At 43.5% G+C, this 25,879-nt stretch carries 25 protein-coding genes; 19 read left to right on the forward strand and 6 right to left on the reverse strand.

Annotated features, from left to right (window positions below; translation table 11 throughout):
• The 3 genes from GBN19_RS09755 to GBN19_RS15760 form a co-directional block, all read left to right on the forward strand.
• Positions 1-110: transposase (locus GBN19_RS09755; RefSeq protein ID WP_171494437.1), on the forward strand; the 110-nt coding region annotated here is incomplete at its 5' end.
• On the forward strand, positions 76-732 hold the full coding sequence (locus tag GBN19_RS09760; RefSeq protein ID WP_151778001.1) for a glutathione S-transferase: 657 nt from the start codon (positions 76-78) through the stop codon (positions 730-732). The genes GBN19_RS09755 and GBN19_RS09760, both read left to right, overlap by 35 nt.
• Positions 716-871: a hypothetical protein gene (locus tag GBN19_RS15760; RefSeq protein ID WP_171494468.1), complete on the forward strand. Its 156-nt coding sequence runs from the start codon at positions 716-718 to the stop codon at positions 869-871. Before GBN19_RS09760 ends, GBN19_RS15760 begins: the two co-directional genes overlap by 17 nt.
• Before the next feature lie 36 nt (positions 872-907).
• Here GBN19_RS15760 and GBN19_RS09765 read toward each other — a convergent pair whose 3' ends face one another.
• A complete protein-coding gene (locus tag GBN19_RS09765) occupies positions 908-2,146 on the reverse strand; it encodes a GGDEF domain-containing protein (RefSeq protein ID WP_151778002.1) in 1,239 nt (412 codons plus the stop codon).
• Positions 2,147-2,587: 441 nt separating this feature from the next.
• Here GBN19_RS09765 and GBN19_RS09770 point away from each other — a divergent pair, with 441 nt between their 5' ends.
• The gene (locus tag GBN19_RS09770; protein ID WP_151778003.1) at positions 2,588-3,328 is read left to right on the forward strand and encodes a TenA family transcriptional regulator; all 741 of its coding nucleotides are present in this window, start codon (positions 2,588-2,590) and stop codon (positions 3,326-3,328) included.
• Here GBN19_RS09770 and GBN19_RS09775 read toward each other — a convergent pair.
• Complete coding sequence (locus GBN19_RS09775) at positions 3,322-4,182, reverse strand: AraC family transcriptional regulator (protein ID WP_151710632.1); 861 nt, start codon at positions 4,180-4,182, stop codon at positions 3,322-3,324. The genes GBN19_RS09770 and GBN19_RS09775 overlap by 7 nt on opposite strands.
• 170 nt (positions 4,183-4,352) lie before the next feature.
• Between GBN19_RS09775 and GBN19_RS09780 the strand changes: the two genes are divergently transcribed.
• Positions 4,353-5,258 (forward strand): DMT family transporter, encoded by a 906-nt coding sequence (locus GBN19_RS09780; protein WP_151778004.1) that lies wholly within the window; start codon positions 4,353-4,355, stop codon positions 5,256-5,258.
• Between the two features lie 20 nt (positions 5,259-5,278).
• Here GBN19_RS09780 and GBN19_RS09785 read toward each other — a convergent pair whose 3' ends face one another.
• Complete coding sequence (locus GBN19_RS09785; RefSeq protein ID WP_151778005.1) at positions 5,279-5,869, reverse strand: SPOR domain-containing protein; 591 nt, start codon at positions 5,867-5,869, stop codon at positions 5,279-5,281.
• Positions 5,870-5,886: 17 nt separating this feature from the next.
• On the reverse strand, positions 5,887-7,677 hold the full coding sequence (gene argS, locus GBN19_RS09790; RefSeq protein WP_151778006.1) for an arginine--tRNA ligase: 1,791 nt from the start codon (positions 7,675-7,677) through the stop codon (positions 5,887-5,889).
• Between the two features lie 170 nt (positions 7,678-7,847).
• Here argS and GBN19_RS09795 point away from each other — a divergent pair, with 170 nt between their 5' ends.
• The 3 genes from GBN19_RS09795 to GBN19_RS09805 all read left to right on the forward strand — a co-directional run bounded on the left by GBN19_RS09795 (position 7,848) and on the right by GBN19_RS09805 (position 11,573).
• A complete protein-coding gene (locus GBN19_RS09795; protein WP_151710636.1) occupies positions 7,848-8,105 on the forward strand; it encodes a type B 50S ribosomal protein L31 in 258 nt (85 codons plus the stop codon).
• Between the two features lie 238 nt (positions 8,106-8,343).
• On the forward strand, positions 8,344-10,041 hold the full coding sequence (locus GBN19_RS09800; RefSeq protein WP_151778007.1) for an NAD-dependent malic enzyme: 1,698 nt from the start codon (positions 8,344-8,346) through the stop codon (positions 10,039-10,041).
• A gap of 236 nt (positions 10,042-10,277) precedes the next feature.
• On the forward strand, positions 10,278-11,573 hold the full coding sequence (locus GBN19_RS09805; RefSeq protein ID WP_151778008.1) for an acyl-CoA dehydrogenase family protein: 1,296 nt from the start codon (positions 10,278-10,280) through the stop codon (positions 11,571-11,573).
• Between the two features lie 52 nt (positions 11,574-11,625).
• Here the strand turns inward: GBN19_RS09805 and GBN19_RS09810 are convergent, their stop codons facing one another.
• Both GBN19_RS09810 and GBN19_RS09815 read right to left on the reverse strand, forming a co-directional pair.
• A complete protein-coding gene (locus GBN19_RS09810) occupies positions 11,626-12,318 on the reverse strand; it encodes an FKBP-type peptidyl-prolyl cis-trans isomerase (protein ID WP_151778009.1) in 693 nt (230 codons plus the stop codon).
• Between the two features lie 51 nt (positions 12,319-12,369).
• On the reverse strand, positions 12,370-13,068 hold the full coding sequence (locus GBN19_RS09815) for an FKBP-type peptidyl-prolyl cis-trans isomerase (RefSeq protein ID WP_151709428.1): 699 nt from the start codon (positions 13,066-13,068) through the stop codon (positions 12,370-12,372).
• Between the two features lie 286 nt (positions 13,069-13,354).
• On the opposite strand from GBN19_RS09815, the gene tviB reads away from it, so the two are divergent.
• The 11 genes from tviB to pgi all read left to right on the forward strand — a co-directional run bounded on the left by tviB (position 13,355) and on the right by pgi (position 25,879).
• A complete protein-coding gene (gene tviB, locus GBN19_RS09820; RefSeq protein WP_151778010.1) occupies positions 13,355-14,632 on the forward strand; it encodes a Vi polysaccharide biosynthesis UDP-N-acetylglucosamine C-6 dehydrogenase TviB in 1,278 nt (425 codons plus the stop codon).
• Between the two features lie 8 nt (positions 14,633-14,640).
• Complete coding sequence (locus GBN19_RS09825; protein WP_151778011.1) at positions 14,641-15,909, forward strand: oligosaccharide flippase family protein; 1,269 nt, start codon at positions 14,641-14,643, stop codon at positions 15,907-15,909.
• Between the two features lie 9 nt (positions 15,910-15,918).
• Entirely contained in the window at positions 15,919-16,878 is a 960-nt protein-coding gene (locus GBN19_RS09830; RefSeq protein ID WP_151778012.1) for a glycosyltransferase family 2 protein, read from the forward strand.
• Entirely contained in the window at positions 16,875-17,957 is a 1,083-nt protein-coding gene (locus tag GBN19_RS09835; protein ID WP_151778013.1) for a glycosyltransferase family 4 protein, read from the forward strand. The genes GBN19_RS09830 and GBN19_RS09835 overlap by 4 nt, the downstream gene beginning before the upstream one ends.
• An 11-nt stretch (positions 17,958-17,968) precedes the next feature.
• Positions 17,969-19,075, forward strand: coding sequence for a glycosyltransferase (locus tag GBN19_RS09840; RefSeq protein WP_151778014.1), 1,107 nt, complete (start codon positions 17,969-17,971; stop codon positions 19,073-19,075).
• Entirely contained in the window at positions 19,072-20,109 is a 1,038-nt protein-coding gene (locus GBN19_RS09845) for an NAD-dependent epimerase/dehydratase family protein (protein WP_151778015.1), read from the forward strand. The genes GBN19_RS09840 and GBN19_RS09845 overlap by 4 nt, the downstream gene beginning before the upstream one ends.
• 3 nt (positions 20,110-20,112) lie before the next feature.
• Positions 20,113-21,285 (forward strand): glycosyltransferase family 4 protein, encoded by a 1,173-nt coding sequence (locus GBN19_RS09850; RefSeq protein WP_151778016.1) that lies wholly within the window; start codon positions 20,113-20,115, stop codon positions 21,283-21,285.
• 140 nt (positions 21,286-21,425) lie between these two features.
• Positions 21,426-22,046, forward strand: coding sequence for a sugar transferase (locus GBN19_RS09855; RefSeq protein ID WP_151778017.1), 621 nt, complete (start codon positions 21,426-21,428; stop codon positions 22,044-22,046).
• Between the two features lie 16 nt (positions 22,047-22,062).
• Positions 22,063-22,938, forward strand: coding sequence for a UTP--glucose-1-phosphate uridylyltransferase GalU (gene galU / locus GBN19_RS09860; protein ID WP_151778018.1), 876 nt, complete (start codon positions 22,063-22,065; stop codon positions 22,936-22,938).
• Positions 22,939-22,952: 14 nt separating this feature from the next.
• Positions 22,953-24,212 (forward strand): nucleotide sugar dehydrogenase, encoded by a 1,260-nt coding sequence (locus tag GBN19_RS09865; RefSeq protein WP_151778019.1) that lies wholly within the window; start codon positions 22,953-22,955, stop codon positions 24,210-24,212.
• Complete coding sequence (pgi, locus tag GBN19_RS09870) at positions 24,209-25,879, forward strand: glucose-6-phosphate isomerase (protein ID WP_151778020.1); 1,671 nt, start codon at positions 24,209-24,211, stop codon at positions 25,877-25,879. Before GBN19_RS09865 ends, pgi begins: the two co-directional genes overlap by 4 nt.

The raw sequence follows: 25,879 nt of genomic DNA on the forward strand, positions 1-25,879 counted from the left end.
AATGGCAGTGCATGGAGTGCGGTACGCTCCATGATCGAGACATAAACTCAGCACTGAATATTCTCGCGCTCGGACATGAGCGTCTCGCAGGGGGAATCCCCGTCCTTTAGGTCGGGGAGGATGTCAAGGGCATTAGAAGAATTACAACTGCATTATCAGATTCGTTTTTATAAACGACAGCCCAATCTTTCAGCGCCAGAGGAACTCAAAGCCATTCATCCTTTGGGTAAATCACCTGTCTTGCAAGATGAACAGCAAGTACTTGCCGAATCTGCCGTCATCTTAGATGTATTACAACAGCGTTATGACCAAGCAGGTTTATTTAAGCCGAATCCTGAAATTCAAGATGATGCTTATCAGTATTTATACTGGATGCATTATGCTGAAGGTTCATTGATGCCCTTGTTGGTATTTCAACTGGTAATGAGCAATGTACCCTCAAGAGTCCCATTTTTGATTCGTCCAATTGCCAAAAAAGTATGTGAAGGGGTAAAAGCAGGCTTTTTACAGCCAAGACTCAAAGATCATGTGGCTTATATTGAATCATATTTGACTGAACATGAGTATTTTGCAGGCGCATTTTCATTTGCGGATATTCAAATGAGTTTTCCTTTACAGGCTATTTCAAAACGGACTCAACTGGATATTCCACATATCCGTGCATTTCTTGCCCGTATCCAGCAGCGTGACGCATTTCAGCGTGCGCAGGAAACGGATGGGCATTATCAATAACATAAAGCAATTGCTGTGTGCCCTGAGATATGATCGGGCTGACTCAGACCACGCTCAGCCGCAGAAATTATTGGGGAGAGTAGGCGTGACCACCGCACGCTTAGGACAACATGGCATTTTGGTGTTGTCTGAAAAGTAATTTTTGCAACTGACTGAATCCATCTAGAGCAAAATGCTATTCAGCTATGGCTCTAGCAATTGTAGGTTGATTGTTTGTGATTTGATATTGGTTGCGCCCTTTACGTTTTGCCAGATACAGGGCATGGTCAGCCGAAATAATAAACTCGGAAATACGCTCATCGGCTTGAGGAATCATGGTGGCAACCCCAATACTTAGCGTGACATAAGGGGCGATAAAACTCGATGGATGTGGAATCGCCAGTTGATGTGTTTCTTTAATGAGACGTTCAGCTTGCTGCTGAGCTTCTTCCGCATTGGTTCGGGGAAACAGTAGCAAGAATTCTTCTCCACCATAACGCACGACTAAAGTGTCACTATTTTCAGCTGTAACAGTGCTTAAAAGAAGTGCAATGCGCTTTAAACATTCATCGCCTTGTACATGTCCAAGTGCATCGTTATACAGTTTAAAATAATCAATATCGATCATCATAATGGTTAGCGGGCTGCTATAGCGAATTGCCCGATGCCATTCATTTTCCAAGACTTCATCTAAATAGCGGCGATTGGCCAAACCTGTTAATGCATCAAGTTGTGACAGTTTGGAAAGTTGTTGAGCTTGCTGTACCAGCTCTAAATGGCTATGTTCAATAATGCAATTTTGTAGAAAATTTTCACGGTGCTGCCGATCAGTAAAATAGGCCAAGGACATGCCTAAAAAACTGCTAAACGTATAGGTACGGTTCAGGAGTGTCCAGTCAATATCTGCATTCAAGTGTTTACTGACCAGCAGACCGAGTAAACCACCTCCCCAACCTGCGATTAAGGCAGTATAGAAACGTAATCCAACAAACCCATAAATAATAATCACGGCATACATCATCGCGGTATGCAGTAAAGCCGTATTTTTGACGCCTTCCAAACTGTTGACCAAGATAAAACTAATCGCAACAGAGAGTGCCGAACCTAGACATACATAGTGATCAAACCAAGGGGTGAGTTTTTTGACAAAAGAAATCACCCATGCAGCAAGGACAATCACGCCAACCCAACTATAATAGGATAGCCACGCCCACACATGATCTTTAGGTAAGACTTGATAAATACCCAAGGATAAATAGAGATATAAAATAAAAATAATCATGCCACGATAGCGAAATTCGTAGGCAGCTTCTTGTCGGTATTGTTGTTGGTAGATGCGCTCGAAATCTTTAGGAAACCACACAAAATTTAATCGGTTTTTTTTTAATAAATCGACTTGTTTTCGGCTAAGTATATTTGAGCCTTGTAACCGCATAACCCAATCTCACTATTAAAAATGTATAATTTCAACTATTTATATGTTGTATAAATAGGTGACTCTATAGCCTTCAACATATAGATACATTTATTTTTGTGTGGAAATTTTCTAAAAGATAAACCTTTGTATTTTAAGCGGGTCACATTTCTTTATACATCATTTTTACATAAATTTAAAATGTAAAAAATTTTCAGGACATGAATGAAATGTTACTCGTGCTTGAAACAGAATAGAAACAGTGGGCATGAGGACTCAATAAAATCATCTGAATACCAATTTCATAACTCATTGAAAGCCTATCTTTTATTGGCAGTAAAACGCCAAATCAAAAAAAACAGTTTCGCTGAAAATCTGATTGATTATTCAGACTTGATATTGTATTAAAAATAAAGAAATCTTTGTCATTCGCATGAGTCAAAAAATTGAAGGAAGTATGTTATGACAGTCCTGAAGAAAGGCTCAGTCCTTGAAATTACACCACATAGTGAGTGGGCGCAGAAATTTTGGGATGATCTTATTCCTGCAAAAGAGCGCGTTAGTCAGCATCCCCTGTTTATTGGTATGGCTACAGGTAAGCTGAACATTGGTTGTTTTCGTGGCGCATTATTAAATTTCTATCCCTTAGTGGCACAGTTTCCCTCTTATATGGCTTTGGCTTTGGCAAAAGCAACACAGTTTAATGAAGCTGGCGTGGTTGAGAGTCGGGATTGGTTAATTCAAAATTTGAAAGTTGAAGAGCGCCATTTAAGTTGGTATCGCGACTGGGCATATGGTTTTGGGGTAACTCTTGAAGAACTGGATCAGATTACGCCACCCCCTGCAATGAATGCAGTCAATCATTTTTTGTGGAGTATTAATTATCGTGGTAGTTTGCCTGAAAGTCTTGCTGCAACCAATTTGGCGATTGAGTGGGCGACAGGTGACTGGTCATTAAGCGTTTATAAAGGCATTCAGAACTATCAAAGTCGGTCTGATATACAAATTGACAAACGTTCATTGGCATGGCTACGTGCGCATGCTCATTATGATGATATTCATCCTTATGAAGCGATGGAATTGATTAAACTGTTATGTGAAGGTAAACCAGATTTACAGGCAAAAGCCTTTCAAGCCGCACAAGAAGGCTTGGAGTATTACGCTTTGGCATTGGATGAATGTTATAAATTGCAACATCAATAATGTCTTAACTGGGAAGGTGTACAGCCAAAATGCTGCTTAAAGCGGTTACTAAAGTGACTGGCTGAGCTAAAGCCACATTGTAAAGCAATTTCAGTCAGGCTCAGTGTTGAGGACTGCACCAATCGATGAGCACGCATCAGGCGTTGTTGTAAAATATACTGATGTGGTGCTTGTTGCATTGAATGCCGAAACATGTGGGCAAAATGGTAGTCACTCAAATGGGTTTGTGCAGCCAGATCTGAAATCGTCAGTGGCAAATGCAAATGGGCTTCAATCCATGCCAACAGTGAGCGTAATTGAGCAGGTGCTAGCCCGCCTTTGACTTGTGGCATATTCCAAACAATATTGCTGTACTGACGTAGCACATGGTTTAATAATAACGTTGCTGTGGTCGAGAGTTGTAGTAAATTTTCAGACTGTTTCCAGTCACAGTTCAATAAAAAGTGCCGATATAACAAAGTAATGTGTGGGTCAACTGCGAAGGTCTTTTCATCTAACTGAATGGTATTTGGCTCTTTATCCCAGACCTTTGCTGCCAGATCTCGTAGGTGCTGATCGGTGTAATATAAATGCACAAAACTCAGTTCACCACGAATATCCCATTCCGATTCCTGCTGCTGTGGCATTAAACAAAAATGATCTGGGCCGCCGCCATTGCGCCATTTAATACCCTGCCGTTGATAACATTCATAGCCTTCTCGAATATAAAGGCTTAAGGTGTGATGATTGCTTTTTACACTGACCCGATCATGTTGGTTGTACCAAGATGCCAATTGCATGCCTGAGCCGAGTTGTGCATGGTCAAGCAACTGTGCTTTATGCTGCTGGAGCTGTTCAAGGGTCTGATAGGTCATCTGTGTGATCATGTCGTGACATCATGGACAATATAGTCTAGCTGTTTTTTAAACAGTCTTGCAGATTTTCTAAAAAAACCACAAGTTTGTGCAAGTTGATCATCAGTTTATACAAGTTTTAAATTGTGCTGTATCGCATACTTTTTATCGATAAAAAAAGGAGCATACAGGTGAACTTGGTTTTATATGCGATAGTGGTCTTGATTTGGGGAACAACATGGATTGCCATTACAGCTCAATCAAATGTGGTTGATCCTGTCGTTGCGGTGTTTTGGCGTTTTTTGATTGCAGCAAGTTGCTTAATGTTCGGTTTATTGATTACTCGTCGTTTACGTCCTCTGTCTTTACGTGATCATGGGTTTTGTGCTGCACAGGGACTCTGTGTTTTTGGACTGAATTTTTTATGTTTTTATCATGCAATTGCCTATATTAACAGTGGTTTAGAGTCGGTTATTTTTTCAATAGCAGTTCTGTTTAATACATTGAATAGTCGCGTGTTCTTTGCTCAGAAAATTGTACCTCAGTTTTTTCCTGCGGTAATTTTAGGTTTTCTTGGTATGTTTTTATTGTTTTGGCAAGACTTAAGCAGTACGCATGTGCAGGGAACTACTTTGCTTGGCATTGGTTTGTGTATGCTTGGAACTTATGGCTTCTCTCTAGGCAATATGATTAGCACACGTCATCAGAAACGAGGACTAGATGTCTTGAGTACCAATGCTTATGCCATGAGCTACGGCACACTTTGGATGGGATTATTTGCAGCGCTAACAGGCATGCAGTTTTTACCTGCCGTATGGAATTGGCAATTTAGTTTGGCTGTAGGTTATTTGGCGATTTTTGGCTCAGTGATTGGCTTTAGTGCTTATTTTATTTTGGTTGGGCGAATTGGTGCAGGGCAGGCGGCTTATAGTACCCTGCTTTTTCCTTTGGTGGCATTAAGCATTTCGACTTTTTGGGAAAACTATCACTGGAGTATTAGTGCAGTTTTGGGGGTTATCTGTATTTTGTTGGGCAATTTGATTTTTTTCCTTGCCCCAAAATTGAAGTTTTTTGCGCTAAAAAAAGCGATCAGTTGATCGCTTTTTTGTTTGATGCTTTAGTGTTTGACGATAATCGAATCGATGCCACTATTTTGCAGATTTTGCTGCGCAGCAATGGCTTCACTTTCTGTGCTAAATGGCCCTGAAATCACGCGATACCATGTTTGACCTTTCTCTGTGCTAATCACAACATCGGCAGGAAGTTTGTTCATTAAAATTTCTGAACGTTTGGCATCGGCACTATCGGGATCATTAAAACTTTTAATCTGTAAGATATAGCTGGTTTGTGCAGTGGAACTGCTATCAGAAGCGCTACTGATTTCTGCACTTGGCTGAGCAGGTGCTTCGACAATCACACCGACTTCTTTGGATGCTGTGGCAGGGACTGCCTGTTCAGGAATAGGCGTTACCTGTTGTTTGGGTAACTGGTCATAAAAACGGTAGTCTTTATTGGTTTCATCCTGAGATTGTCCTGCCGTCACATCACTACGTGGTTGTACGGGTGCCCACGGCTTCCACAACATTAATGCCAGTGCAGCACTCAGTACCACTAAAATCAAGATTAGAGTACCGAACCATTTTGGAATGAATGCCTGTTTTGGCTGTTTAGGGCGTTCAGAAACGCCACGTTGTGTTTTACCCCACACGTAGGAACCCTCTTAACTTACATCGCTGTTGGTGCAGATACACCAAGTAATTCTAAACCATTACGCAAAACTTGTTGTACGTTTACTGAAAGTAATAAACGAGCTTGCGTTAGGGCAGCGTCATCGCTCAGTACTTTGTGTTCGTTGTACCAACCATGGAACAGTGCTGCAAGTTCTTTCAAGTAGTTACCGACTTGGTGTGGTTCATAGGCATTGGCTGCACGCTGAATAATGTCTGGGTAAGCTGCCAGTTTTGCCAAGATTTCAGTTTCAGCATCAAGGCTTAACTGTTCAGCAAACTGGCGTGCCGCTACTGCATCAAATGCAAGACCTGTATCTTTGGCTTTTTCAAGCATACGGCAGATACGGGCATGTGCGTATTGGATGTAATACACCGCGTTGTCTTTACTTTGTGAAACCGCAAGGTCAAGGTCAAAGTCAATGTGTTGTTCGCTCTTACGCATCACGTAATAGAAACGTGCTGCATCGTTGCCGACTTCTTCACGCAGTTCACGTAAAGTTACGAACTGACCTGAACGAGATGACATTTGTACCATCTCACCGCCACGCCACAAGCTGACGAACTGAACCAAAAGCACAGTCAGTTTGCTTGAGTCATAACCCATCGCATCAATCGCCGCTTTTACGCGGGCAATATAACCGTGGTGGTCTGAACCCCAAATATCCACAATATGGGTATAACCACGTTGTAATTTGTTGAGGTGGTACGCAATATCAGAAGCAAAGTAAGTAGTTTGACCGTTACGACGTTTCACTACACGGTCTTTTTCGTCGCCAAATTCAGTCGATTTAAACCAGATATTACCGTCTTGTTCGTACAAGAAACCACGTTGTTCAAGGGTTGCCAACGCTTCATCAATTTTTTCAGTCAGGCTGGCTTCACTAAACCACTGATTGAAGGTCACACCGAACTCACCAAGGTCATCTTTAATGTCTTCTAAGATGGCTTTCAGTGCAGCTTGATGGAAAACGCGATAGCCCTCACCAAGGAGTTGCTGTGAGTTGGCAATCAAACCATCGATATGTTTTTCTTTGTCGCCTGAAACAACGACTTTATTGCCATCAGCATCTGGTTCAGCCGCATATTGCACATCTTCAGGTACATCTTTATAGACATCTGCCACAGGACGAACATGTGCATCGCCATCTTTTTCAATAATGCTTTGTGCGATTTCTTTGACATAGTCGCCTTGGTAGGCATTTTTTGGGAAAACCAGAGTTTGCCCTTGTAATTCTAAATAACGTAAATAGGTTGAAGTCGCCAAAATGTCCATCTGACGACCTGCATCGTTGACATAGTATTCACGGTCAACCACAGCGCCAGTCGCTTCAAGTAAATTCGCAACGGTCATGCCGTAAGCTGCACCACGACCATGACCGACATGTAGGCTAGAGGTTGGATTCGCTGATACAAACTCTACTTGGATGCGTTGTCCAACATTGCTTTGAGTGCGACCAAAACTTTGGTTTTGTTTTTGAATTTGATCAAGCACAGCAAAACGCTGGTTGGCATTTAAGAAGAAGTTAATGAATCCTGGACCTGCGATTTCAGCTTTACTGATATCGGCAACTTCAGGCAAATTTGCCAAGATTTGTTCCGCAAGATCACGCGGTTTTAAACCCGCAGCTTTCGCAGCAGTCATGGCAACATTTGAGGCAAAATCGCCGTGGCTTCGATCTTTGGTTCGCGTTAAGGTACTGTTGTTGTTCCATTCAGATGGAAGAACACCCTGTTGCTTGAGGGACTGAACTGCATGATCAAGAGCTGCTTGGATTGCCGTATTCATAATGGTTAGAAAAATGTCGCGGAAAAACGCTAAATATAGCAAATTTTGTACGTTCTAGGGAAAGACTATTTCTGTCGATTTTGTGCATGAGCACACGGATTTTTTGACGAAGATGAAAAAAATCGGATAGAATATTGTTATGTTATAACGTAATTATATTGGAGCATGTTATGAGAAAACAAATTCATCCTGATTATCAACAAGTTTTATTTCACGATACCAATGCAGACAGTTATTTTTTAATTGGTTCAACCTTAAAACCAAGTCAAACTCGAGAGTATCAAGGACAAGTTTACCCGTATGTGACTTTGGATATTTCTAGTGCTTCACATCCGTTTTATACAGGCGAAGTCCGCCAAGCCAGCAATGAAGGGCGTGTTGCCAACTTTAATCGTAAATTTGCACGCTTTTCTAAAAAGAAAGCATAAAGTAGCAGTTGGAAACCCCTCATTTTTTCTTGCAGAATGTCGAGAATATTCTGCAAGAATCCTTAAAAATGACACAAGACCAACCAGATTAGTCAGAATAATTAAATCTCGAAATAAGTCTCATACCATTATAAATTTGCTAAATACCATTTTTTGTCAAAAAAGGCTTAAGCTATTTAGGTATTTTGAAAAGCTAAACTTCACAATCGTGCGGTTTTAGTCAAAGATGAGACTAAACATGACCTCTGCTACGCAAAAAAAGCACCCACTTTACATCCCTTATGCTGGAAATACCTTATTAGAATTGCCTTTATTGAACAAAGGTTCTGCATTTAGCGAAGACGAACGGACTCGTTTTAACCTGCATGGTTTAATTCCCCATGTGATTGAAACTATTGAAGAACAAAGCCAACGCTCATATCAACAGTACTCTGCATTCCACGATGCGATCAATAAGCACATTTATTTACGGAATATCCAAGATACCAACGAAACCCTGTTTTTCCGCCTAATTGAAGATCATTTGGCGGAAATGATGCCGATTATTTATACACCAACGGTTGGCGAAGCTTGTCAACAGTTCTCTGATATTTACCGCCGTCATCGTGGGGTATTTATCTCGTATCCTGACCGTGAACACATTGATGACATTTTGCAAAATGTGAACCGTAAAAATGTCAAAGTGATTGTGATCACTGATGGCGAACGTATTTTGGGTCTTGGTGACCAAGGTATTGGCGGGATGGGTATTCCAATCGGAAAATTATCACTGTACACCGCATGTGGTGGGATCAGTCCTGCCTATACATTGCCAATTACCATTGATGTCGGCACCAACAACCAACAGTTGCTGAATGACCCGATTTATATGGGCTGGCGTCAACCACGTATTAGTGGCGATGAATACTATAACTTTGTGGATGAAGTGATTCGTGGTATTCGCCGTCGTTGGCCAAACGCCTTGATTCAGTTTGAAGATTTTGCACAGAAAAATGCGATGCCTTTACTGAACAAATACCGTGATGCAATCTGCTGTTTCAATGATGATATTCAGGGAACGGCTGCGGTGTCGGTGGGTAGTCTAATTGCTGCGAGCCGTGCGGCAGGCAAGCAGTTAAAAGATCAGCGTATTGCATTCTTGGGTGCAGGTTCAGCAGGTTGTGGTATTGCCGAACAGATCGTGGCGCAAATGGTGGCAGAAGGCTTGAGTGATGCTGAAGCACGCAAGCAAGTATTTATGGTGGATCGTTTCGGTTTAATCACTGAAAATCAGCCGAACTTGCTGGACTTCCAACGTAAATTGGCACAGCAACCTGAAGTCGTTGCAAGCTGGGCACAAGCCGATGAAATGATTTCATTGCTTGATGTGGTGAAAAATGCCAAACCAACCGTGTTGATTGGGGTATCAGGTCAACCTGGTTTATTTACTGAAGAAATTATTCGGACTTTGGCTGAAAACTGTGAACGTCCAATTGTATTGCCATTGTCGAATCCAACCTCGCGTGTTGAAGCTGTACCTGCCGATGTCTTGAACTGGACAGACGGTAAAGCGCTGATTGCAACAGGTAGCCCGTTTGCACCTGTAAATTATCAAGGCAAGCTGTATAACATTTGCCAGTGCAACAACTCTTATATTTTCCCAGGTATTGGTTTGGGTGTGATTGCAGCAGGTGCAACTCGTGTCACCGACAGCATGTTGATGGCATCGAGCAATGCTTTGGCAGACTGTTCACCAATGTTGCAAGATCCAAATGCAGACTTGTTACCTGAGATTGATGACATTCAAAAAGTGTCTCGTGTGATTGCCTTTAAAGTCGCAAAAGCAGCGATGGAGGCAGGCGTAGCCCCTGTGATTAGTGATGAATTGCTCATGGAAAATATTGAGAAAAATTTCTGGAAACCAGAATACCGTCAATATAAACGTGTTCCATTCTAAGTTGTAAGATGAAGAAAAACACCCTGCACATGCAGGGTGTTTTTTTGCGTCATTGTTTGAGTTTTAGTGGCTGTAATGGATAAAATTTTATTAAAATTAAAGATTTAAAAAGAGTATAACTCTGCTGTTGAGTGTGTGGGGATTATCTAAAATTGTGCTAACCATAGCAAAACAACATCTGATGACAGCAGACGATTTATTTTAAGGTAAAGGCATATTGATTTTTGAGTAATGCCATGACTAATCCAACAATTCAGCATGCCCAAGCTTTTTCTGAATCACAAATTTATGCAGCATGGGGTCAAGGCCCGTCCGCGCGTTATGATGAACTGGCACAACATTTTCGCCCTGTATTTGCCAAAATTCAGGCAGGTACGTTACAGCGCGAGCAGCAGCGAATTTTGCCTTATGAACAATTGCAGTGGCTTAAAGACAGCGGTTTTACCCGATTGCGTTTGCCGAAAGCCTTTGGTGGTTTTGATGCCAGCATTCCTGAATTATTCGCTCTGTTGGTTGAGCTTGCTCAAGCCGATTCAAACTTGCCACAAGCGCTTCGTGTGCACTTTGGCTTTACCGAAGATGTCTTAATTTCCAAAGATCCTGCGTTTAAAGCCCGTTGGCTTAGACGGATTGCTGCGGGTGAAACCGTTGGTAGCGCATGGTCTGAAGGTGGAAAAGAAAGTCGTGATCAGTTTCAAACCCATATTTATCGCGATTCACAAGGTCGGCTGCGTTTGAAAGGGCAGAAGTATTACACCACAGGCAGTTTATATGCAGACTGGATTGATGTGGGTATTCAGGACTTGTCAGGAGAATCGGCAGAGGTATTGGTGCAACGTCATCAAGAAGGGGTTGCCATACAAGATGACTGGAATGGTTTTGGGCAAAAACTCACAGCCAGTGGCACGGCAATTTTTAATGATGTACTGATTGATCCGAGTGAAATTTTAGTGGATGGCACGCGCTTTAAATATTCAGCAGCGTATTACCAACTGGTGCAATTGGCGATTATTACAGGGCTTGGGCGTGCTGCCAGTTATGAGTTATCCCATGCGGTAGGGCAACGCAACCGTAACTATACCCATGCTAATAGCCAGTTTGTCCGCAATGATCCACAAATCTTACAGGTGGTCGGGCAGGTGCGTGGCGCAGCTTATAGTGCAGGGGCAATCGTTGAAAAAGTCGCGCAAAGTTTGCAGCGTACTTATTTGGCAGCCTTACAAGACAATGCTGAATATGAGAAACAGCAAAATGCACTGGCTGAACTTGAAACCGCGCAGTCGCAAACGGTGATTACCCAACTGATTTTAAATGCCTCAACGGTACTGTTTGATGCTTTGGGTGCATCGGCATCAGATCAGCGTCATGCACTGGATCGTTTCTGGCGTAATGTCCGAACGCTGTCTTCACATAATCCACGGGTGTTTAAAGACCGAATTGTCGGTGATTTTAGTGTCAATGGTACTCTGCCACCGTATCAATGGCGTATTGGGGATGTCAGTCAGGATCAGGTATTGTCCAAAGCCAGTTAAGAGTAGTTGTATTTTAAGGAGCAGCCGAATCGCTGCTCTTTTGTTTGATGAATTATTTGACTTTAATTAATTCAACATCAAAAATCAGGGTGCTGTTTGGCCCAATCGCATCGCCCGCACCAATTTCACCATAGCCAAGTTTGGCTGGAATGAAGAAACGGGTTTTACCGCCTTCTTTCATGGTCAGTAAGCCTTCAGATAAGCCTGAAACCACTTCACTGACACGAAAATCAACCGATTGTTCACGGGCAATGGAACTGTCAAACACCGTACCGTCAATTAAACGGCCTTCATAGTTAATTTCAACCGTACTGTTTTTATTTGGGCTTTTGCCTTGACCCGCTTTTAAAACTTGGTATTGCAAACCTGAAGCCGTAGTGACAACACCCGCTTGGTGAGCATTCTTGTTTAGGAAATCTGCTCCTGCTTTGGCATTAATATCAGCTTGCTGTTGATGTTCAAGTAAATCTTTGGCTTCTGCCTGCTTTTTATAAAGTGCCAAGATATTTGCCATTTCTTGTTCAGATAAGGCAGGATTTTGATTGCGTGATGCCGCAGTCAATCCTTCGATAAAAGCATTTAGATCAATGCTTTGTAAAGCTTCAGCATTACTTTTGCCAACCAAATAACCGAAACTATAACCTGCTTGGGTGCTCAATGCGCTTTGGTTGTTAATGGTATTGGCTGCCCAAACAGGCGTGGATAAGCAAGATAAAGCACATACGACGCTCAGGATTTTTTTCATTATCGTCTTCCTAAAATATGAATGGAGAGTAAATACTCTCCATTATTTTGATTATTTTACAGCAAGTAAATCGACCTTGAAGATCAAGACACTGTTTGGTGGAATGGCTTGGTTTCCTTGTTCACCATAAGCCAGTTTTGCAGGAACGTAAAGCATAATGCTACCGCCTTCTTTCAGCAGTGGAATGCCTTCGATCCAACCTGGAATAGTACCCGAAAGTGGGAATTCGGCAGGTTGACCACGCGTGTAACTACTGTCAAATACTGTACCATCGACCAGTTTACCTTCGTAGTTCACTTGAACGGTTGAGTTTGTCGTGGCTTGTTTGCCTGTACCTTGTTTGATGATTTCATATTGCAAACCAGAAGCTGTAGTTTTTACTCCAGCTTTCTTCGCATTTTCAGCCAAGAAAGTTTTGTTCTTTTCCTGCAAGCTGTTGAGTTTGCCTTGTAATTCTTTTTGATAGTTCACAATCGCTTCTTTGACTTGCTGGTCGTTATAGGCATGTGGTTTATGGTCACGGGCATCACGTAAACCTTGTGCAAAACCATCAATATCCATTTCAGCAGAAACCTGACCACCCATTTGGTAGCCTTGCATATAGCTGAGAATCTTTTTCGGTTCAGAAGAGGTACTTGCTGATGCGCGTTGTGATTTGGCTGGAGCAGGGTGTTGAGATGCATAAAAAACAGGAACAAGTGCAGCGCCGCCTAAAATAACTGCAACAGCAACGGGTAAGGCTTTACTCATAAGAGGAATCCAATTTTATTCGATAAACATAGCTGGCCTGATCATGCAGGCATGAGTGGCTGTAAGCATATAATGGATTGTAAATAAACGGTATGTTTTTTGTGTGAAGTAACCGCCTAATCTGATTAAAAACGTGTTTTAAATCTGTAAATAAAGCCAGCCAGTACTAAAGCTCGAACTCACTTTTTTATCCGAAAAATCAGTCTGATTTCTGTTATATTAGTCAGCCTGTAAGGATCATCAATTATGATCCTCTTTTACTTTATTGATTAGGATCGGACTGTCTATGTTGCAACGAGATCAACTCAAAATCGCGATTGTGGGTTTAGGCTATGTGGGACTGCCACTGGCTGTCGAATTTGGTAAAACTGTCGCAACAGTCGGGTTCGATATTCAGCAAAAACGGATTGATGAACTTCGAAACGGTCAGGATCATACTTTAGAAACGTCGCCAGAAGAATTACAACAGGCGAGCCATTTAAGCTACACCACCCAGATTGATGATTTACAGACCTGTAACTTCTTTATCGTGACCGTACCAACCCCGATTGATCAGTATAAACAACCCGATCTCACCCCGTTGGTCAAAGCGTCTGAAAGCATTGGTCGTGTCTTGAAAAAAGGCGATGTCGTGGTGTACGAGTCAACTGTGTATCCAGGGGCGAGTGAAGAAGTCTGTATTCCTGTACTGGAAAAAGTCTCAGGTCTGATCTTTAACCAAGATTTCTATGCAGGCTATAGCCCAGAACGGATTAACCCAGGTGACAAAGAACACCGTGTCACCAATATTCTAAAAATCACATCAGGGTCTACGCCAGAAATCGCGGATTATGTCGATGACGTCTATAACCTGATTATCACCGCAGGGACACATAAAGCACCAAGCATCAAAGTCGCTGAAGCAGCCAAAGTCATTGAAAATACCCAGCGTGATGTCAATATTGCCCTGATCAATGAATTGGCGTTGATTTTCAATAAAATGGGCATCGACACTGAAGATGTGCTCAAAGCCGCAGGTACCAAATGGAACTTCTTGCCGTTCCGTCCGGGTCTGGTCGGGGGGCACTGTATCGGGGTTGATCCGTACTATTTGACCCATAAAGCGCAGGCGATTGGTTATCATCCTGAAATTATTTTAGCGGGTCGCCGTCTGAATGATGGTATGGGTGCTTATGTGGTGACGCAACTGGTTAAGACCATGGTGAAAAAGCGCATTCAGGTTGAAGGTGCCAAAGTCTTGGTGTTGGGTTTAAGCTTTAAAGAAAACTGCCCAGACATCCGTAACACCCGCATCATTGATATTATTCATGAATTGCAGGAATACCACATTCAGGTCGATGTACATGATCCTTGGGTGGATGCTGCCGAAGTACAGCATGAATATGGCTTGGAACTGACTGAAACACCGAAAAACCATTATTACGATGCCGTGGTATTGGCAGTTGCCCATCATCAGTTTAAAGCATTGACCCGTGACGATATTGCCAAGTTGTGCAAAGCCAATTTTGTCCTGTATGACTTGAAATACGTCCTCGACAAAGACAGCGTGGACATTCGTCTGTAAGCGACCTCATGAGTAAAAAAGTCTATCTCAATTCATTGTGGATGATGGCTGAAAAGCTGTTGTCCATTTTTGGATTGATCTTCGTGACCTCGTTTGTGGCACGTTATATTGGCCCTGCCAATTTCGGGAAGCTGACCTTTGCCACCTCGATTTTTGCCATCGTGCAAACGGTGTCATTGTTTGGCTCAGACAACCTGATTTTCCAAAAAACCAGTCAGAACCGCAAAACAGGTGAGCACATTATTTTTGCCACCCGAACTTTACGGAATCTGTTCTTTGCTGTGTTTGCCAGTCTGGTACTGCTGTATCTGTATTTAACGGTTGATCCACTGACCTTTATTTTCTCAGTCGCGGCGTGTATCGGGGTGTATTTTTCCCTGCATGACACGGCATATAGCATTTACTTCAATGCCACCTTGCAGTCACGTTTTAATACTATCTGTAATGTCACTGCGATTTTGGTGAGCCTGATCGTGCGTTATGGGATTGCTGAATTCCATTTACCTGTCAGTTATTTAAGTATTCCGATTGTGTTGGTGACGCTAGTTCCATTTTTGATGCGTCGGGCGATTTTTGCACGTAAAAAACTCAGCAATCCCGAGCGAATTGCTGAGCATTTACAGCAGTACCGTGGGTATGTGCTGAAAGTCGGGCGTAAACTGGTGTTGTATACGCTGTCGATTGCGATTTTTACCAAGACCTCACAACTGTTTTTGGGAATAAAATCGCAGCATGATCTGGGGATTTACTCGGTCGCAATGACGCTGGGTAGCAGTTTTTACTTTGTTTTAAATGCCTTTATTTCTTCATTTCTCACCCAAATTTATGCGGAAAAAGATTTTGATCGCAGCCAAAATATGGTGGCACGCTTAAACCTGATGGTGATTGTGATTGCGTCTTCGGCTGCGGTATTTTTTGCCTTGTTTGGGCACTGGATTATCCAGTGGCTCTATGGCGCTGCCTATCAGCAGGTCAACGATATTCTGATTATTGCGGTGTTTGTGACGCTGTTTTCAGGCATGTCGACCGTGGCAGAAAAGTACCTGATCAAGTTCAATGCCTACGATTATTTACATCACAAAACGATGATTTTGGTGGTGTTTAATGTCGTGGTGACCTTTTTGGCGATTCATTATTTTGCTCTGTACGGAGCAATTTTTGCGATTCTCGCCACAGAAATTTTGTCTTTAACACTCTTTAATTACTTTTATAAGCAGGGTTTAATTTTAGATACGCATATTCGTATCTTTAAACCATCCACCTATTTCAAACGCTGAGAATACCCGATGAAGCTGAGCTTGATCATCCCCGTTTATAATGTCGAAAAGTACATTGAACAATGCCTGACCAGTATCTGCCAGCAGTTGCCTGTGCCTGAGGTCGAGGTGATTGTGGTCGATGATGGCAGCCCAGACCAGTCGGTAGCCAAAGCACAGCAGTTTTTGGCACAGCAGCCTGAAGCGGTTCAGCAGCAATTTTGCATCATCCGCCAAAAAAATCAGGGTTTGAGCGGGGCACGCAATACAGGGATTACGCAGGCTCAGGGTGAGTATGTGGCATTTTTAGATTCGGATGATTATCTCAATCCGCGGTATTTTGCTGAAGTGTTCAAAGGCATTGAAACGGGCGCTGACATCATCCAGTTTGCGGTACAGCGCGTGGATGATCAGGGCAATATCATTCCGTTTTTACATCGTATGTCGAAGCAGGGTTTGCAAACCTTGAACCAAGATATTTTACTGGAACTGTCTAATCGTTCGGCGTGGTTTGCATGGCTACGTGTTTATAAACGAGCGTTGTTTCAAGAGATTCGCTTTCCAGTCGGTAAAAACTATGAAGATGCCTACACCACGCCGTTGTTATTTTTCGCAGCAAAAACCGCCTATTTCAGCCCTGAAGTATTGATCAATTACCGTATCAACCCGCACGGCATTACCGCGACCAAATCCCGTAAAAATATTGATGATTTGGGGGGCGTGCCGCTATTTTATTTAGAACGTATTGAACAGCATCCTGAACTGGTGGCGACCATGATCGCGATTAGCCAGTCGCATATTATGGATGTCTTGAACGCCGATGGGATTAGTGCGGCACAGCAGCGTTGGAAAGTTTTAAAACAAAAAATGCGTCAGCATCCACTCAATGAAACCATGATCCGTAACCGCGGAAATCGTCTGTTTTTCCAGTATGGCGTGGCATTTTTATTGTTTGACCGCACCTTGCGCCGTTTGGGTCTGAAAAAATGATCGGCAAAATCTGCTTTCTGATTGGCAATCTTAACCTTGCAGGTGGAACCGAGCGCGTTACCACACTGGTCGCCAATGCCTTGGCGGCACAGGGGCAACAAGTCTGTATTCTGAATCTTTCACAAGGTGAGCGTCCATTTTTTGCCTTGGATGCCCGTGTGGAAAACCATGCACTTTATCCACAGCCTGTGTCGATGAAAAGCCATTTACTGGGGACAATTTGGAAAATCCGCCGTTTTGTCCAACAACAGCAGATTCAGCATTTTGTGGTGGTGGACAGTATTTCCTGTATTTTTACCGTACCTGTCCTGTTCGGTTTGAAAGTACAGCATATTTGCTGGGAACATTTTAATTTTGAAGTGGATTTGGGTGTACGTCTGCGCCGTGTCGGGCGGGTTTGGGCTGCGCGTCATGCCGATGCGGTGGTGACTTTAACCGAACATGACCGTCAGTTATGGCAGCAGGGCATTGCCAAAATTTCCGCCAAGATTCAAGCGATTGCCAATCCATCGCCTTTTGCTGTTGCCGATCATTTACCAAATCAAAATCATAAAACCGTGCTTGCCGTTGGACGGCTACGTCCTGAGAAAGGTTTTGATCTGTTACTGGAAGCATGGCAATTACTCCGTGTTCAATATCCTGACTGGACACTGCGGATAGTGGGTGGTGGCGAACAGGAACAGGCACTCAAACAACAGTCACTTCAGTTGGGAATTCAAGATTCGGTGGATTGGGTAGCCGCGACCCCTGAGATTGCCCAGTATTATGCACAGGCATCGATTTACTGTTTAAGTTCACGTTTTGAAGGTTTTGGGATGGTTCTGCTCGAAGCTCTGAGTTTTGGTTTGCCAATCGTGGCTTTTGACTGTCCGATTGGGCCGCGTGAAATTTTAGCCAACACGTCAAATTCGTTGGTTGCCCCTGAAAATGCGCAGGCTTTGAGTGATGGGTTGGCACAGATGATGGCGTTAGAAACGACGCATTATCAACAGATTGCTAAACAGAATCAGCAATATGTGCAACAGTATTCGACTGAGCAGATTGTGACCCAATGGCTTGATCTGTTTGCCCAAGCTTGAGTGAATTGAAGATGAAAATTTTGCTGCTAATTACAGGTTTGGGTTTAGGTGGTGCAGAGAAAGTCGTGACCAGTCTGGCTGATCAACTGTTTGAAGCAGGGCATCAGGTCAAAATTGCCTATTTGCGTGGAGAGATTGAGGTTCGACCGCAACATCCCGAGATTGAACTGATCTCACTGGGACTCAATTCAATGGCGAATTTCTCACACAGTGCAAGACACTTTGCTCAACTGATGCAGCAGTTTCAGCCCGATGTGGTGCATGCGCATATGTTCCATGCGATTTTATTTGCCCGTTTGCTGCGTCGCTCAGCGCAAATTCCGTATTTGATCTGTACGGCACACAGCAAGGCAATTGGCGGTAAAGCACGGCAATGGTTGTACCGCCTGACCGATGGTTTGAGTGATCTGAATACCAATGTCAGTCAGGAAGCCACCGATTTTTTTGTGGCGCAAAAAGCCTTTAGCGCGGTTAAAAGTACCGCGGTCAGTAACGGCATTGATACGCAAAAATTTCAATTTTCTGCATCGGCACGTCAGCAGCTTCGTTCGCAATTCGGTTTCTCCGATGACATTCCTGTGTTGATGGCGGTCGGGCGTTTAATGCAAGCCAAAGATTATCCCAACCTGATTCAGGCATTTCGCTTACTGCTCAACACGCAGCCGAAAGCACAGCTCCTGATCGTGGGGGATGGCGTACAACGGACTGAATTGGAGCAGCAAGTGCAGCAGTTGGGCTTGTCGACTCAAATACATTTTCTGGGGGTACGGCATGATATTGCTGAGCTCCTGTCTGCCGCAGATCTGTTTGTCTTGTCCTCGGCTTGGGAAGGTTTTGGCTTGGTGGTGGCAGAAGCCATGAGTTGTGAACGGGTGGTGGTCGCAACCGACTGTGGTGGCGTCAAAGAAGTGTTAGGTGAGCCTGAATGGCTGGTTCCGCCACAAAACGCAGAAATGCTCAGCAAAAAACTCGTCCAAGCGTTACAATTGTCGACAGAACAAAAAGCCCAATTGGGGCAGCAGCACCGTCAGCGCATTCAGCAGCATTACTCGATGCAGAGCATGCTGCAACAATGGTTGGCACTTTATCACCTCAGCACTGAGAGAACAGCATCATGAGCCAATATCAACAATGTTGTGAACAACTGCAACAGCAACCTAAAACATGGTTAATCACAGGCGTTGCAGGATTTATTGGTTCAAATTTGCTGGAAAAATTATTGTTGCTGGGTCAGCGTGTGGTGGGTTTAGATAACTTCTCGACAGGGTTTCAGCACAATCTCGATGAAGTACAAGCCACCGTATCGGCTGAACAATGGCAGAATTTCAAGTTTATTCAGGGCGATATTTGCAACCTTGAAGACTGCCAAGCCGCGTGTGCAGGTGTGGATTATGTGCTGCATCAGGCAGCGCTCGGTTCAGTGCCACGTTCGATTGAAAACCCGATTGCCACCAATGCGTCGAATATTTCGGGTTTTGTAAATATGCTGGTCGCAGCCAAAGAGGCTCAGGTCAAAAACTTTGTCTATGCAGCAAGCAGCTCGACTTATGGTGATCATCCTGCCTTGCCTAAACAGGAAGATATTATTGGCAATCCGTTGTCGCCGTATGCCGTGACCAAATATGTCAATGAGTTGTATGCCAGCGTGTTTCAGCGTTGTTATGGTTTTAACTCGATTGGTCTGCGTTACTTCAATATTTTTGGGAAACGCCAAACCCCAGACGGTGCTTATGCCGCAGTGATTCCAAAATGGACGGCTGCCATGATTCAGGGCGATACAGTTTATATCAATGGTGATGGTTCAACCAGCCGTGACTTTAACTATATTGCCAATGCCGTGCAGGCAAACTTGCTTGCAGCAACCACAGAAAATACGGCTGCGTTGAATCAGATTTACAATGTGGCAGTGGGTGGGCGAACTGATCTCAATCAACTGTTTAATATGCTGACCGAAACCTTAGCTAAAAATGCGGTGAACTATACCCAAGCCGCTGTATATCGGGATTTCCGTGCAGGCGATGTGCGTCATTCACAAGCCGATATTTCCAAAATTCAGACGTTGCTCGGTTATCAGCCGCAGTTCAATATTGCACAGGGCATCGAACAAGCTATGCCGTGGTATGTCCAGCATTTACAGGGTTCAGCACAATAATCTATGAAGTTCTGTATTATTTCCAATGACCTGCATACTGTGCGAAATTTTCGGGGTGACTTGTTGAACAGCATTGCTGCTCAAGGCTATGCGATTCATATTCTTGCTCCAAATATTGAGTTGTATCCTGAAGATCAGCATTATTTTCAGGACTTGGGTTTTCAATTGCACAGTTACCCATTACAAAAAATGGGAACCAATCCTGTCGCAGATTCGAAAACCATTTTGGCGATTTATCAGCATCTTCGAGCGATTCAACCCACTAAAGTCTTGAGCTATACCATTAAACCTGTGATTTACGGCACGATTGCGGCGTATTTGGCGAAAGTGCCTGAGCGTTATATTTTGCTCAGTGGTTTAGGATTTGCCTTTCAGGATGATCAGTCCGCAGGGCGCTTTAAATATGTAAAGCAGTTATTTAATCAAATTTTTCGTTTTGCACTCCGTCAAGCGACTGCGGTGATTTTTCAAAATGCGGATGATTTGGCTTTGGTTCGTGAACTCAAGCATTTGCCAGTGCATATCCCGACGCATATTGTGAATGGTTCAGGGGTAAATACCGAAAAATTTGCCCCACAACCGTTACTTCTCGATGAGCAAAATCATCCTCAACCGATTTTCTTGATGGTGGGACGCTTGCTCAAAGACAAAGGCGTGTATGAATATATCGCAGCGGCCAAGCAAATCAAGCAGCACTATCCGCAAGCCCATTTTCATTTGGTGGGTTGGATAGATGAAAATCCCGCAGCCATCGCCCAAGAAGATTTGGAAGAATGGATAGCATCGGGTTTGATTCAGTACTGGGGCAAACTCAGTGATGTGCGTCAGGCGATTTGCCAAGCCAATATTTTTGTGTTGCCATCTTACCGTGAGGGGATTCCCCGTTCGGTACTCGAAGCGATGGCAATGCGCCGTGCGATTATCACCACCGATGCGCCGGGTTGTAAGGAAACCGTGATTGATGGGCAAAATGGTTTTAAGGTGCCTGTGCGGGATGCCGATGCCTTGGCGCAAGCCATGCAACGCCTGATTGAACAGCCTGTCCAAATTGAATGGATGGCAGCCAACTCTTTGGCATTGGTACAGCAGCGTTATGAGGTCAAACAGGTTAACCAGCAAATGTTACAGGCGATGCAATTTGTGACAGATTCATCAGTCAGTACGCCCTCGACATGAATGGCAGTTTTGTCCAAGAGTTGATAAAATACGCTTTTTAAAATTGATCTACCATTTCGGCAGACCAGTGTTTCAACAAGGTTCAATTCAATGTCTACGATCGCTATGCGATGTGATCTCGGTGGATGGGTAAAATAATCATGCTCAAAAGACTTGTCGATATCATCATTGCTTCAATTGCATTTACGATTTTGTTGCCTGTGTTTATTTATGTTGCCTTCAAGGTCAAAAAAAATCTGGGTTCACCGATTTTCTTTTACCAAGAACGTCCAGGGAAAGATGGCAAGCTGTTTAAAATGATGAAGTTTCGCTCTATGAAAGATGCGCTTGATCAACATGGCAATCCACTTCCAGACGAGCAGCGTATCACGCCGTTTGGTCAAAAGTTACGTTCAACCAGTCTCGATGAAATGCCTCAATTGCTCAATGTGATTAAGGGCGATATGAGCGTGGTTGGCCCACGTCCGATGCTCAAAGAATTTGTCGAACATTACACGCCTGAACAGGCACGTCGTTTGGAAGTCCGCCCTGGTATGACAGGTCTGGCACAAATTAGTGGGCGTAATGAACTTGATTATGAAGAACGCTTCAAATGTGATGTCTGGTATGTTGATCATCACAATGTTTGGGTGGACTTCAAAATCATGTTTAAAACCGTATCGGTGATGCTGAAAAAAGAAGGGATCAACGCGCCTGGTCATGTTGGCCCATCGTTATTTACAGGCAATGACACAGACACGTCAAAACAAAGTAAAACCTGATTGTGAAATTTGATAAATGATTAAAAAAGCTATTTTGCCTGTTGCAGGTTTAGGAACTCGTTTTTTACCTGCGAGCAAGTCTATTCCGAAAGAAATGGTGACTGTGGTCGATCGTCCTGCCATTGAATATGTGGTGCGTGAAGCGGTTGAGGCAGGCATTGAGCAGATTATTTTGGTGACCCATTCTTCTAAAGCTTCGATTGAAAACTATTTTGATCGTAACTTTGAACTGGAAACCACGCTAGAACAAAAGCAAAAGTGGGACTTATTGGCAGAGATTCGCCAGATTGTCCCTGAGCATGTCAGCATTGTTAGCGTGCGTCAGCCACAGCCTTTGGGCTTGGGACATGCGGTTTTATGTGCCAAATCAATTGTGGGTGATGAGGCATTTGCGGTGATGTTGCCTGATGTTTTGGTCAAAGCTCAAAATCAGCAAAATGATTTGGCGTGTATGGTTGCACGTTATCAGCAAGCCCAAGCGGCACAAATCATGGTGGAAGCCGTTCCTGAAAACTTGGTTGATCAGTATGGAATTGTGGATGTCAAAACTGTTCCAGATGAGGGGCAAAGTATCGAGATGCAAGGCATTGTTGAGAAGCCTGCATTAGGAACAGCGCCAAGTAATTTGTCGGTGGTTGGACGTTATGTGCTTCCTGCAAAAATTATGCAACTGCTTGAACAAACACCGAAAGGTGCAGGCAATGAAATTCAACTGACCGATGCGATTGCCATGCTCAATCAAACCGAATACGTTGAAGCTTATCGAATGTCAGGTGTAACCTTTGACTGTGGCAGCAAGCTTGGTTATCTCAAAGCGGTATTGCATTATGCGGTTGAACATCCAAAACTCGGTCAGGATGTCATTGCTTTAATTCGTGAACTCGATATCTAAATCGGAGCTAGGCCATGAAAATCGCAGTCTATGGAGCAACATTACATGCTGGGGTTATGGCAGGCTTATTTGCAGAGTATGGGCATCATGTTTATTGGTGCCCAAGTCTTTGTGCCCAGCAACATAGCAGCATTCACTATCAAGATCAGAGTGTTAATCAATTGCTGCAACAGCAGTTGACAAGCCAGCGTTTATATTTACAGTCGTTGCAGGAGATTCCACTGAGTGTCGATGCATACTTTTTTGCATTTAACTCCAATGAATTACAGCAACAACAGCAAGTCTTAAACCATTTGCAGCAGCAGCCGATCATCCATCCCAAATTAATGATCAACGGGTCAAGTTTTGGTTTGGATGGAACAACCCAGTTGATGCATCAACTGCCGCAGGATGACTGGTGTTACTTGCCCGATATGATTCAGGAAGGCAATGCCATCAATAGTGTGTTGCAGGTTAAACATGTGGTGGTCGGGGCGGAAACGGCAAGTGCCCAAACAAAAATCCGTGAGTTATTACGTCCATTTTTTAGCTATAACCATAATTATCTGTTTATGCCGATTTTAGATGCTGAATTTACCAAACTCAGTATTTCAGGCATGTTGGCGACCCGAATCAGCTATATGAATGATTTGGCTCAGGTTGCTGAAAAACTCAATATTGATATTGCCAATGTGCGTCTAGGAATTGGTGCCGATAATCGGATTGGTTCAAGCTATTTGGCGGCAGGTGTGGGATTTGGTGGGGCAAATTTTTCACATGATATTTTGACACTGTCACAAACCATTGCTGATACAGGGGTCAAAAGCCAGTTGCTAGAACAGGTCTGGGAGATTAATGAGCAACAGAAGGAACTCTTATTCCGTAAGTTGTGGAATTATTATCAGTGTGATCTGCAAGGCAAAGTGATTGCAATTTGGGGAGCATCCTTTAAAGAGGATACCGCCAGAACCAATTATTCTCCGATTCATACCATGCTCAAAGCCCTGTGGGCACAAGGGGCGATTGTACGTTTGCATGATCCACAGGCCTTACCTTTAATTGCAGAACAGTACGGTTCACGTGATGATCTGATTCTGTGTGAAGATCAATATGAGGCCACCCAAGGCGCAGAGGCACTGTGCGTCTTGACAGCATGGAAACAATATTTAAGTTTGGATTATCGTCATTTGCATCAGTTGATGCAGCATCCGCTGATTTTGGACGGGCGCAATATTTATGATCCAGAATATATGAAGGCACAAGGCTTTGCCTACGCAGGAGTCGGTCGCCAATGACAGAAGAAAATATTACTCACTTTCCGAAAGCTCAGCACAGCTCGGCGCAGCAAGAGTTAACTCAGTGTGCCCAAGCATTGTCTCAGTTACATCTCACTGAATTATTTGCAGAAAATAACACGCGGTTCCAAGACTTTTCTTTGCGTTTTGAACAACTGTTTCTCGACTATAGCAAGCAGCGTATTGATCTGCCGATTGTTCAGCAACTGATTCGTTTGGCTGAACAGCAACAACTTAAAGCATGGATTCAGGCATTATTTTCAGAAAAAACCATTAACTATACTGAGCAACGTGCAGCGATGCATTGGGCACTGCGTTTACCTGAACAATCCGTTGAATTTCCAGAGTTGGCTGAGCAGGTTCAGCAGCAATTACAGCGTATGTATGCTTTGGTGGAAAAAATCCATGCGGGGCAATATCGTGGTGCAACAGGTGAAGTAATTCAGGATGTGGTCAATATCGGGGTGGGTGGGTCAGACCTAGGTCCACTGATGGCGACGCATGCGCTGTCTGATTTTAAAGTCAAAACTGCAAAACCTTTACACATACATTTTGTTTCGACGATGGATGGGAGTCAGTTATCAGATTTGCTGCATCAACTACGCCCTGAAACGACACTGTTTATTATTTCCTCTAAATCATTTGGTACGATTGATACTTTATCCAATGCCCAAACTGTACGTTTGTGGCTTGAAAAAGCCTTGGGTCAGCAAGATAAAGTCGTTAAAAATCATTTTATTGGTGTGTCAACTAAAGCCGATAAAATGACGGCATGGGGAATTGCCCCTGATAAACAGTTCTTGCTTTGGGACTGGGTCGGTGGGCGCTATTCACTGTGGTCATGTATTGGCTTACCAATCGCATTAAGTATTGGTGTTCAAGGCTTTCAGCAATTTTTGGCTGGGGCACATGCGATTGACCAACATTTCCGCTCTGCTGAGTTTTCCCAAAATATTCCTGTCTTGATGGGTTTGCTTGGGGTATGGAATACCAATTTCTTGGATGTCCAAACCCATGCGGTGTTGCCGTATGATGGTCGCCTGAAATATTTTGCAGCGTATTTGCAGCAGCTCGAAATGGAATCGAATGGTAAGTCGATTCAGCGCAATGGTCAAAAGGTCACCATGAACACTTGCCCAATTGTTTGGGGAGAAGTGGGGCCAAATGCGCAGCATGCTTTTTATCAATTGCTGCATCAGGGTACACATACCGTGAGCTGTGATTTTATTGCGCCTATACAGCGTTACAATACTCAGCAATTTACCTATGTTGAAAATGCCAGCGCCTTGATTGAGCAGCATCACTTAGCGCTTTCTAACTGTTTGGCACAATCTCGTTTACTGGCTTTTGGGAATCAGGCTTTAGATCAGAGTGAACTGGATCATTTGCCGATTTATAAACAGTACGCAGGCAATCAAGCAAGTTCGACGTTATTGGTGGATGAGCTGAATCCTTATAGTTTGGGGATGTTAATCGCCTGCTATGAGCATAAAGTATTTGTACAGTCTGTGATCTGGAATATTAATCCTTTCGATCAATGGGGCGTTGAAAAAGGCAAAGAGATTGCCAATCAATTGTTACCGATTTTGAATGGGCAGCAGCAGCATCATTTGCCAGAGTTGGATGCCTCAACTCAAGGCTTACTCAAGATTTTGTTAGGAAAATAA

It is taken from the genome of Acinetobacter brisouii, from assembly GCF_008993995.1.
GTDB classification, from domain to species: Bacteria; Pseudomonadota; Gammaproteobacteria; order Pseudomonadales; family Moraxellaceae; genus Acinetobacter; species Acinetobacter brisouii_A.

Excerpts from the sequence above, each read along its gene's own strand:
- GBN19_RS09760 (WP_151778001.1), top strand. The coding sequence starts at position 76 with ATGAGCGTCTCGCAGGGGGAATCCCCGTCCTTTAGGTCGGGGAGGATG.
- GBN19_RS15760 (WP_171494468.1), top strand. The coding sequence starts at position 716 with ATGGGCATTATCAATAACATAAAGCAATTGCTGTGTGCCCTGAGATAT.
- GBN19_RS09765 (WP_151778002.1), bottom strand. The coding sequence starts at position 2,146 with ATGCGGTTACAAGGCTCAAATATACTTAGCCGAAAACAAGTCGATTTA.
- GBN19_RS09770 (WP_151778003.1), top strand. The coding sequence starts at position 2,588 with ATGACAGTCCTGAAGAAAGGCTCAGTCCTTGAAATTACACCACATAGT.
- GBN19_RS09775 (WP_151710632.1), bottom strand. The coding sequence starts at position 4,182 with ATGACCTATCAGACCCTTGAACAGCTCCAGCAGCATAAAGCACAGTTG.
- argS (WP_151778006.1), bottom strand. The coding sequence starts at position 7,677 with ATGAATACGGCAATCCAAGCAGCTCTTGATCATGCAGTTCAGTCCCTC.
- GBN19_RS09795 (WP_151710636.1), top strand. The coding sequence starts at position 7,848 with ATGAGAAAACAAATTCATCCTGATTATCAACAAGTTTTATTTCACGAT.
- GBN19_RS09800 (WP_151778007.1), top strand. The coding sequence starts at position 8,344 with ATGACCTCTGCTACGCAAAAAAAGCACCCACTTTACATCCCTTATGCT.
- GBN19_RS09805 (WP_151778008.1), top strand. The coding sequence starts at position 10,278 with ATGACTAATCCAACAATTCAGCATGCCCAAGCTTTTTCTGAATCACAA.
- GBN19_RS09810 (WP_151778009.1), bottom strand. The coding sequence starts at position 12,318 with ATGAAAAAAATCCTGAGCGTCGTATGTGCTTTATCTTGCTTATCCACG.
- GBN19_RS09815 (WP_151709428.1), bottom strand. The coding sequence starts at position 13,068 with ATGAGTAAAGCCTTACCCGTTGCTGTTGCAGTTATTTTAGGCGGCGCT.
- tviB (WP_151778010.1), top strand. The coding sequence starts at position 13,355 with ATGTTGCAACGAGATCAACTCAAAATCGCGATTGTGGGTTTAGGCTAT.
- GBN19_RS09825 (WP_151778011.1), top strand. The coding sequence starts at position 14,641 with ATGAGTAAAAAAGTCTATCTCAATTCATTGTGGATGATGGCTGAAAAG.
- GBN19_RS09830 (WP_151778012.1), top strand. The coding sequence starts at position 15,919 with ATGAAGCTGAGCTTGATCATCCCCGTTTATAATGTCGAAAAGTACATT.
- GBN19_RS09835 (WP_151778013.1), top strand. The coding sequence starts at position 16,875 with ATGATCGGCAAAATCTGCTTTCTGATTGGCAATCTTAACCTTGCAGGT.
- GBN19_RS09840 (WP_151778014.1), top strand. The coding sequence starts at position 17,969 with ATGAAAATTTTGCTGCTAATTACAGGTTTGGGTTTAGGTGGTGCAGAG.
- GBN19_RS09845 (WP_151778015.1), top strand. The coding sequence starts at position 19,072 with ATGAGCCAATATCAACAATGTTGTGAACAACTGCAACAGCAACCTAAA.
- GBN19_RS09850 (WP_151778016.1), top strand. The coding sequence starts at position 20,113 with ATGAAGTTCTGTATTATTTCCAATGACCTGCATACTGTGCGAAATTTT.
- GBN19_RS09855 (WP_151778017.1), top strand. The coding sequence starts at position 21,426 with ATGCTCAAAAGACTTGTCGATATCATCATTGCTTCAATTGCATTTACG.
- galU (WP_151778018.1), top strand. The coding sequence starts at position 22,063 with ATGATTAAAAAAGCTATTTTGCCTGTTGCAGGTTTAGGAACTCGTTTT.
- GBN19_RS09865 (WP_151778019.1), top strand. The coding sequence starts at position 22,953 with ATGAAAATCGCAGTCTATGGAGCAACATTACATGCTGGGGTTATGGCA.
- pgi (WP_151778020.1), top strand. The coding sequence starts at position 24,209 with ATGACAGAAGAAAATATTACTCACTTTCCGAAAGCTCAGCACAGCTCG.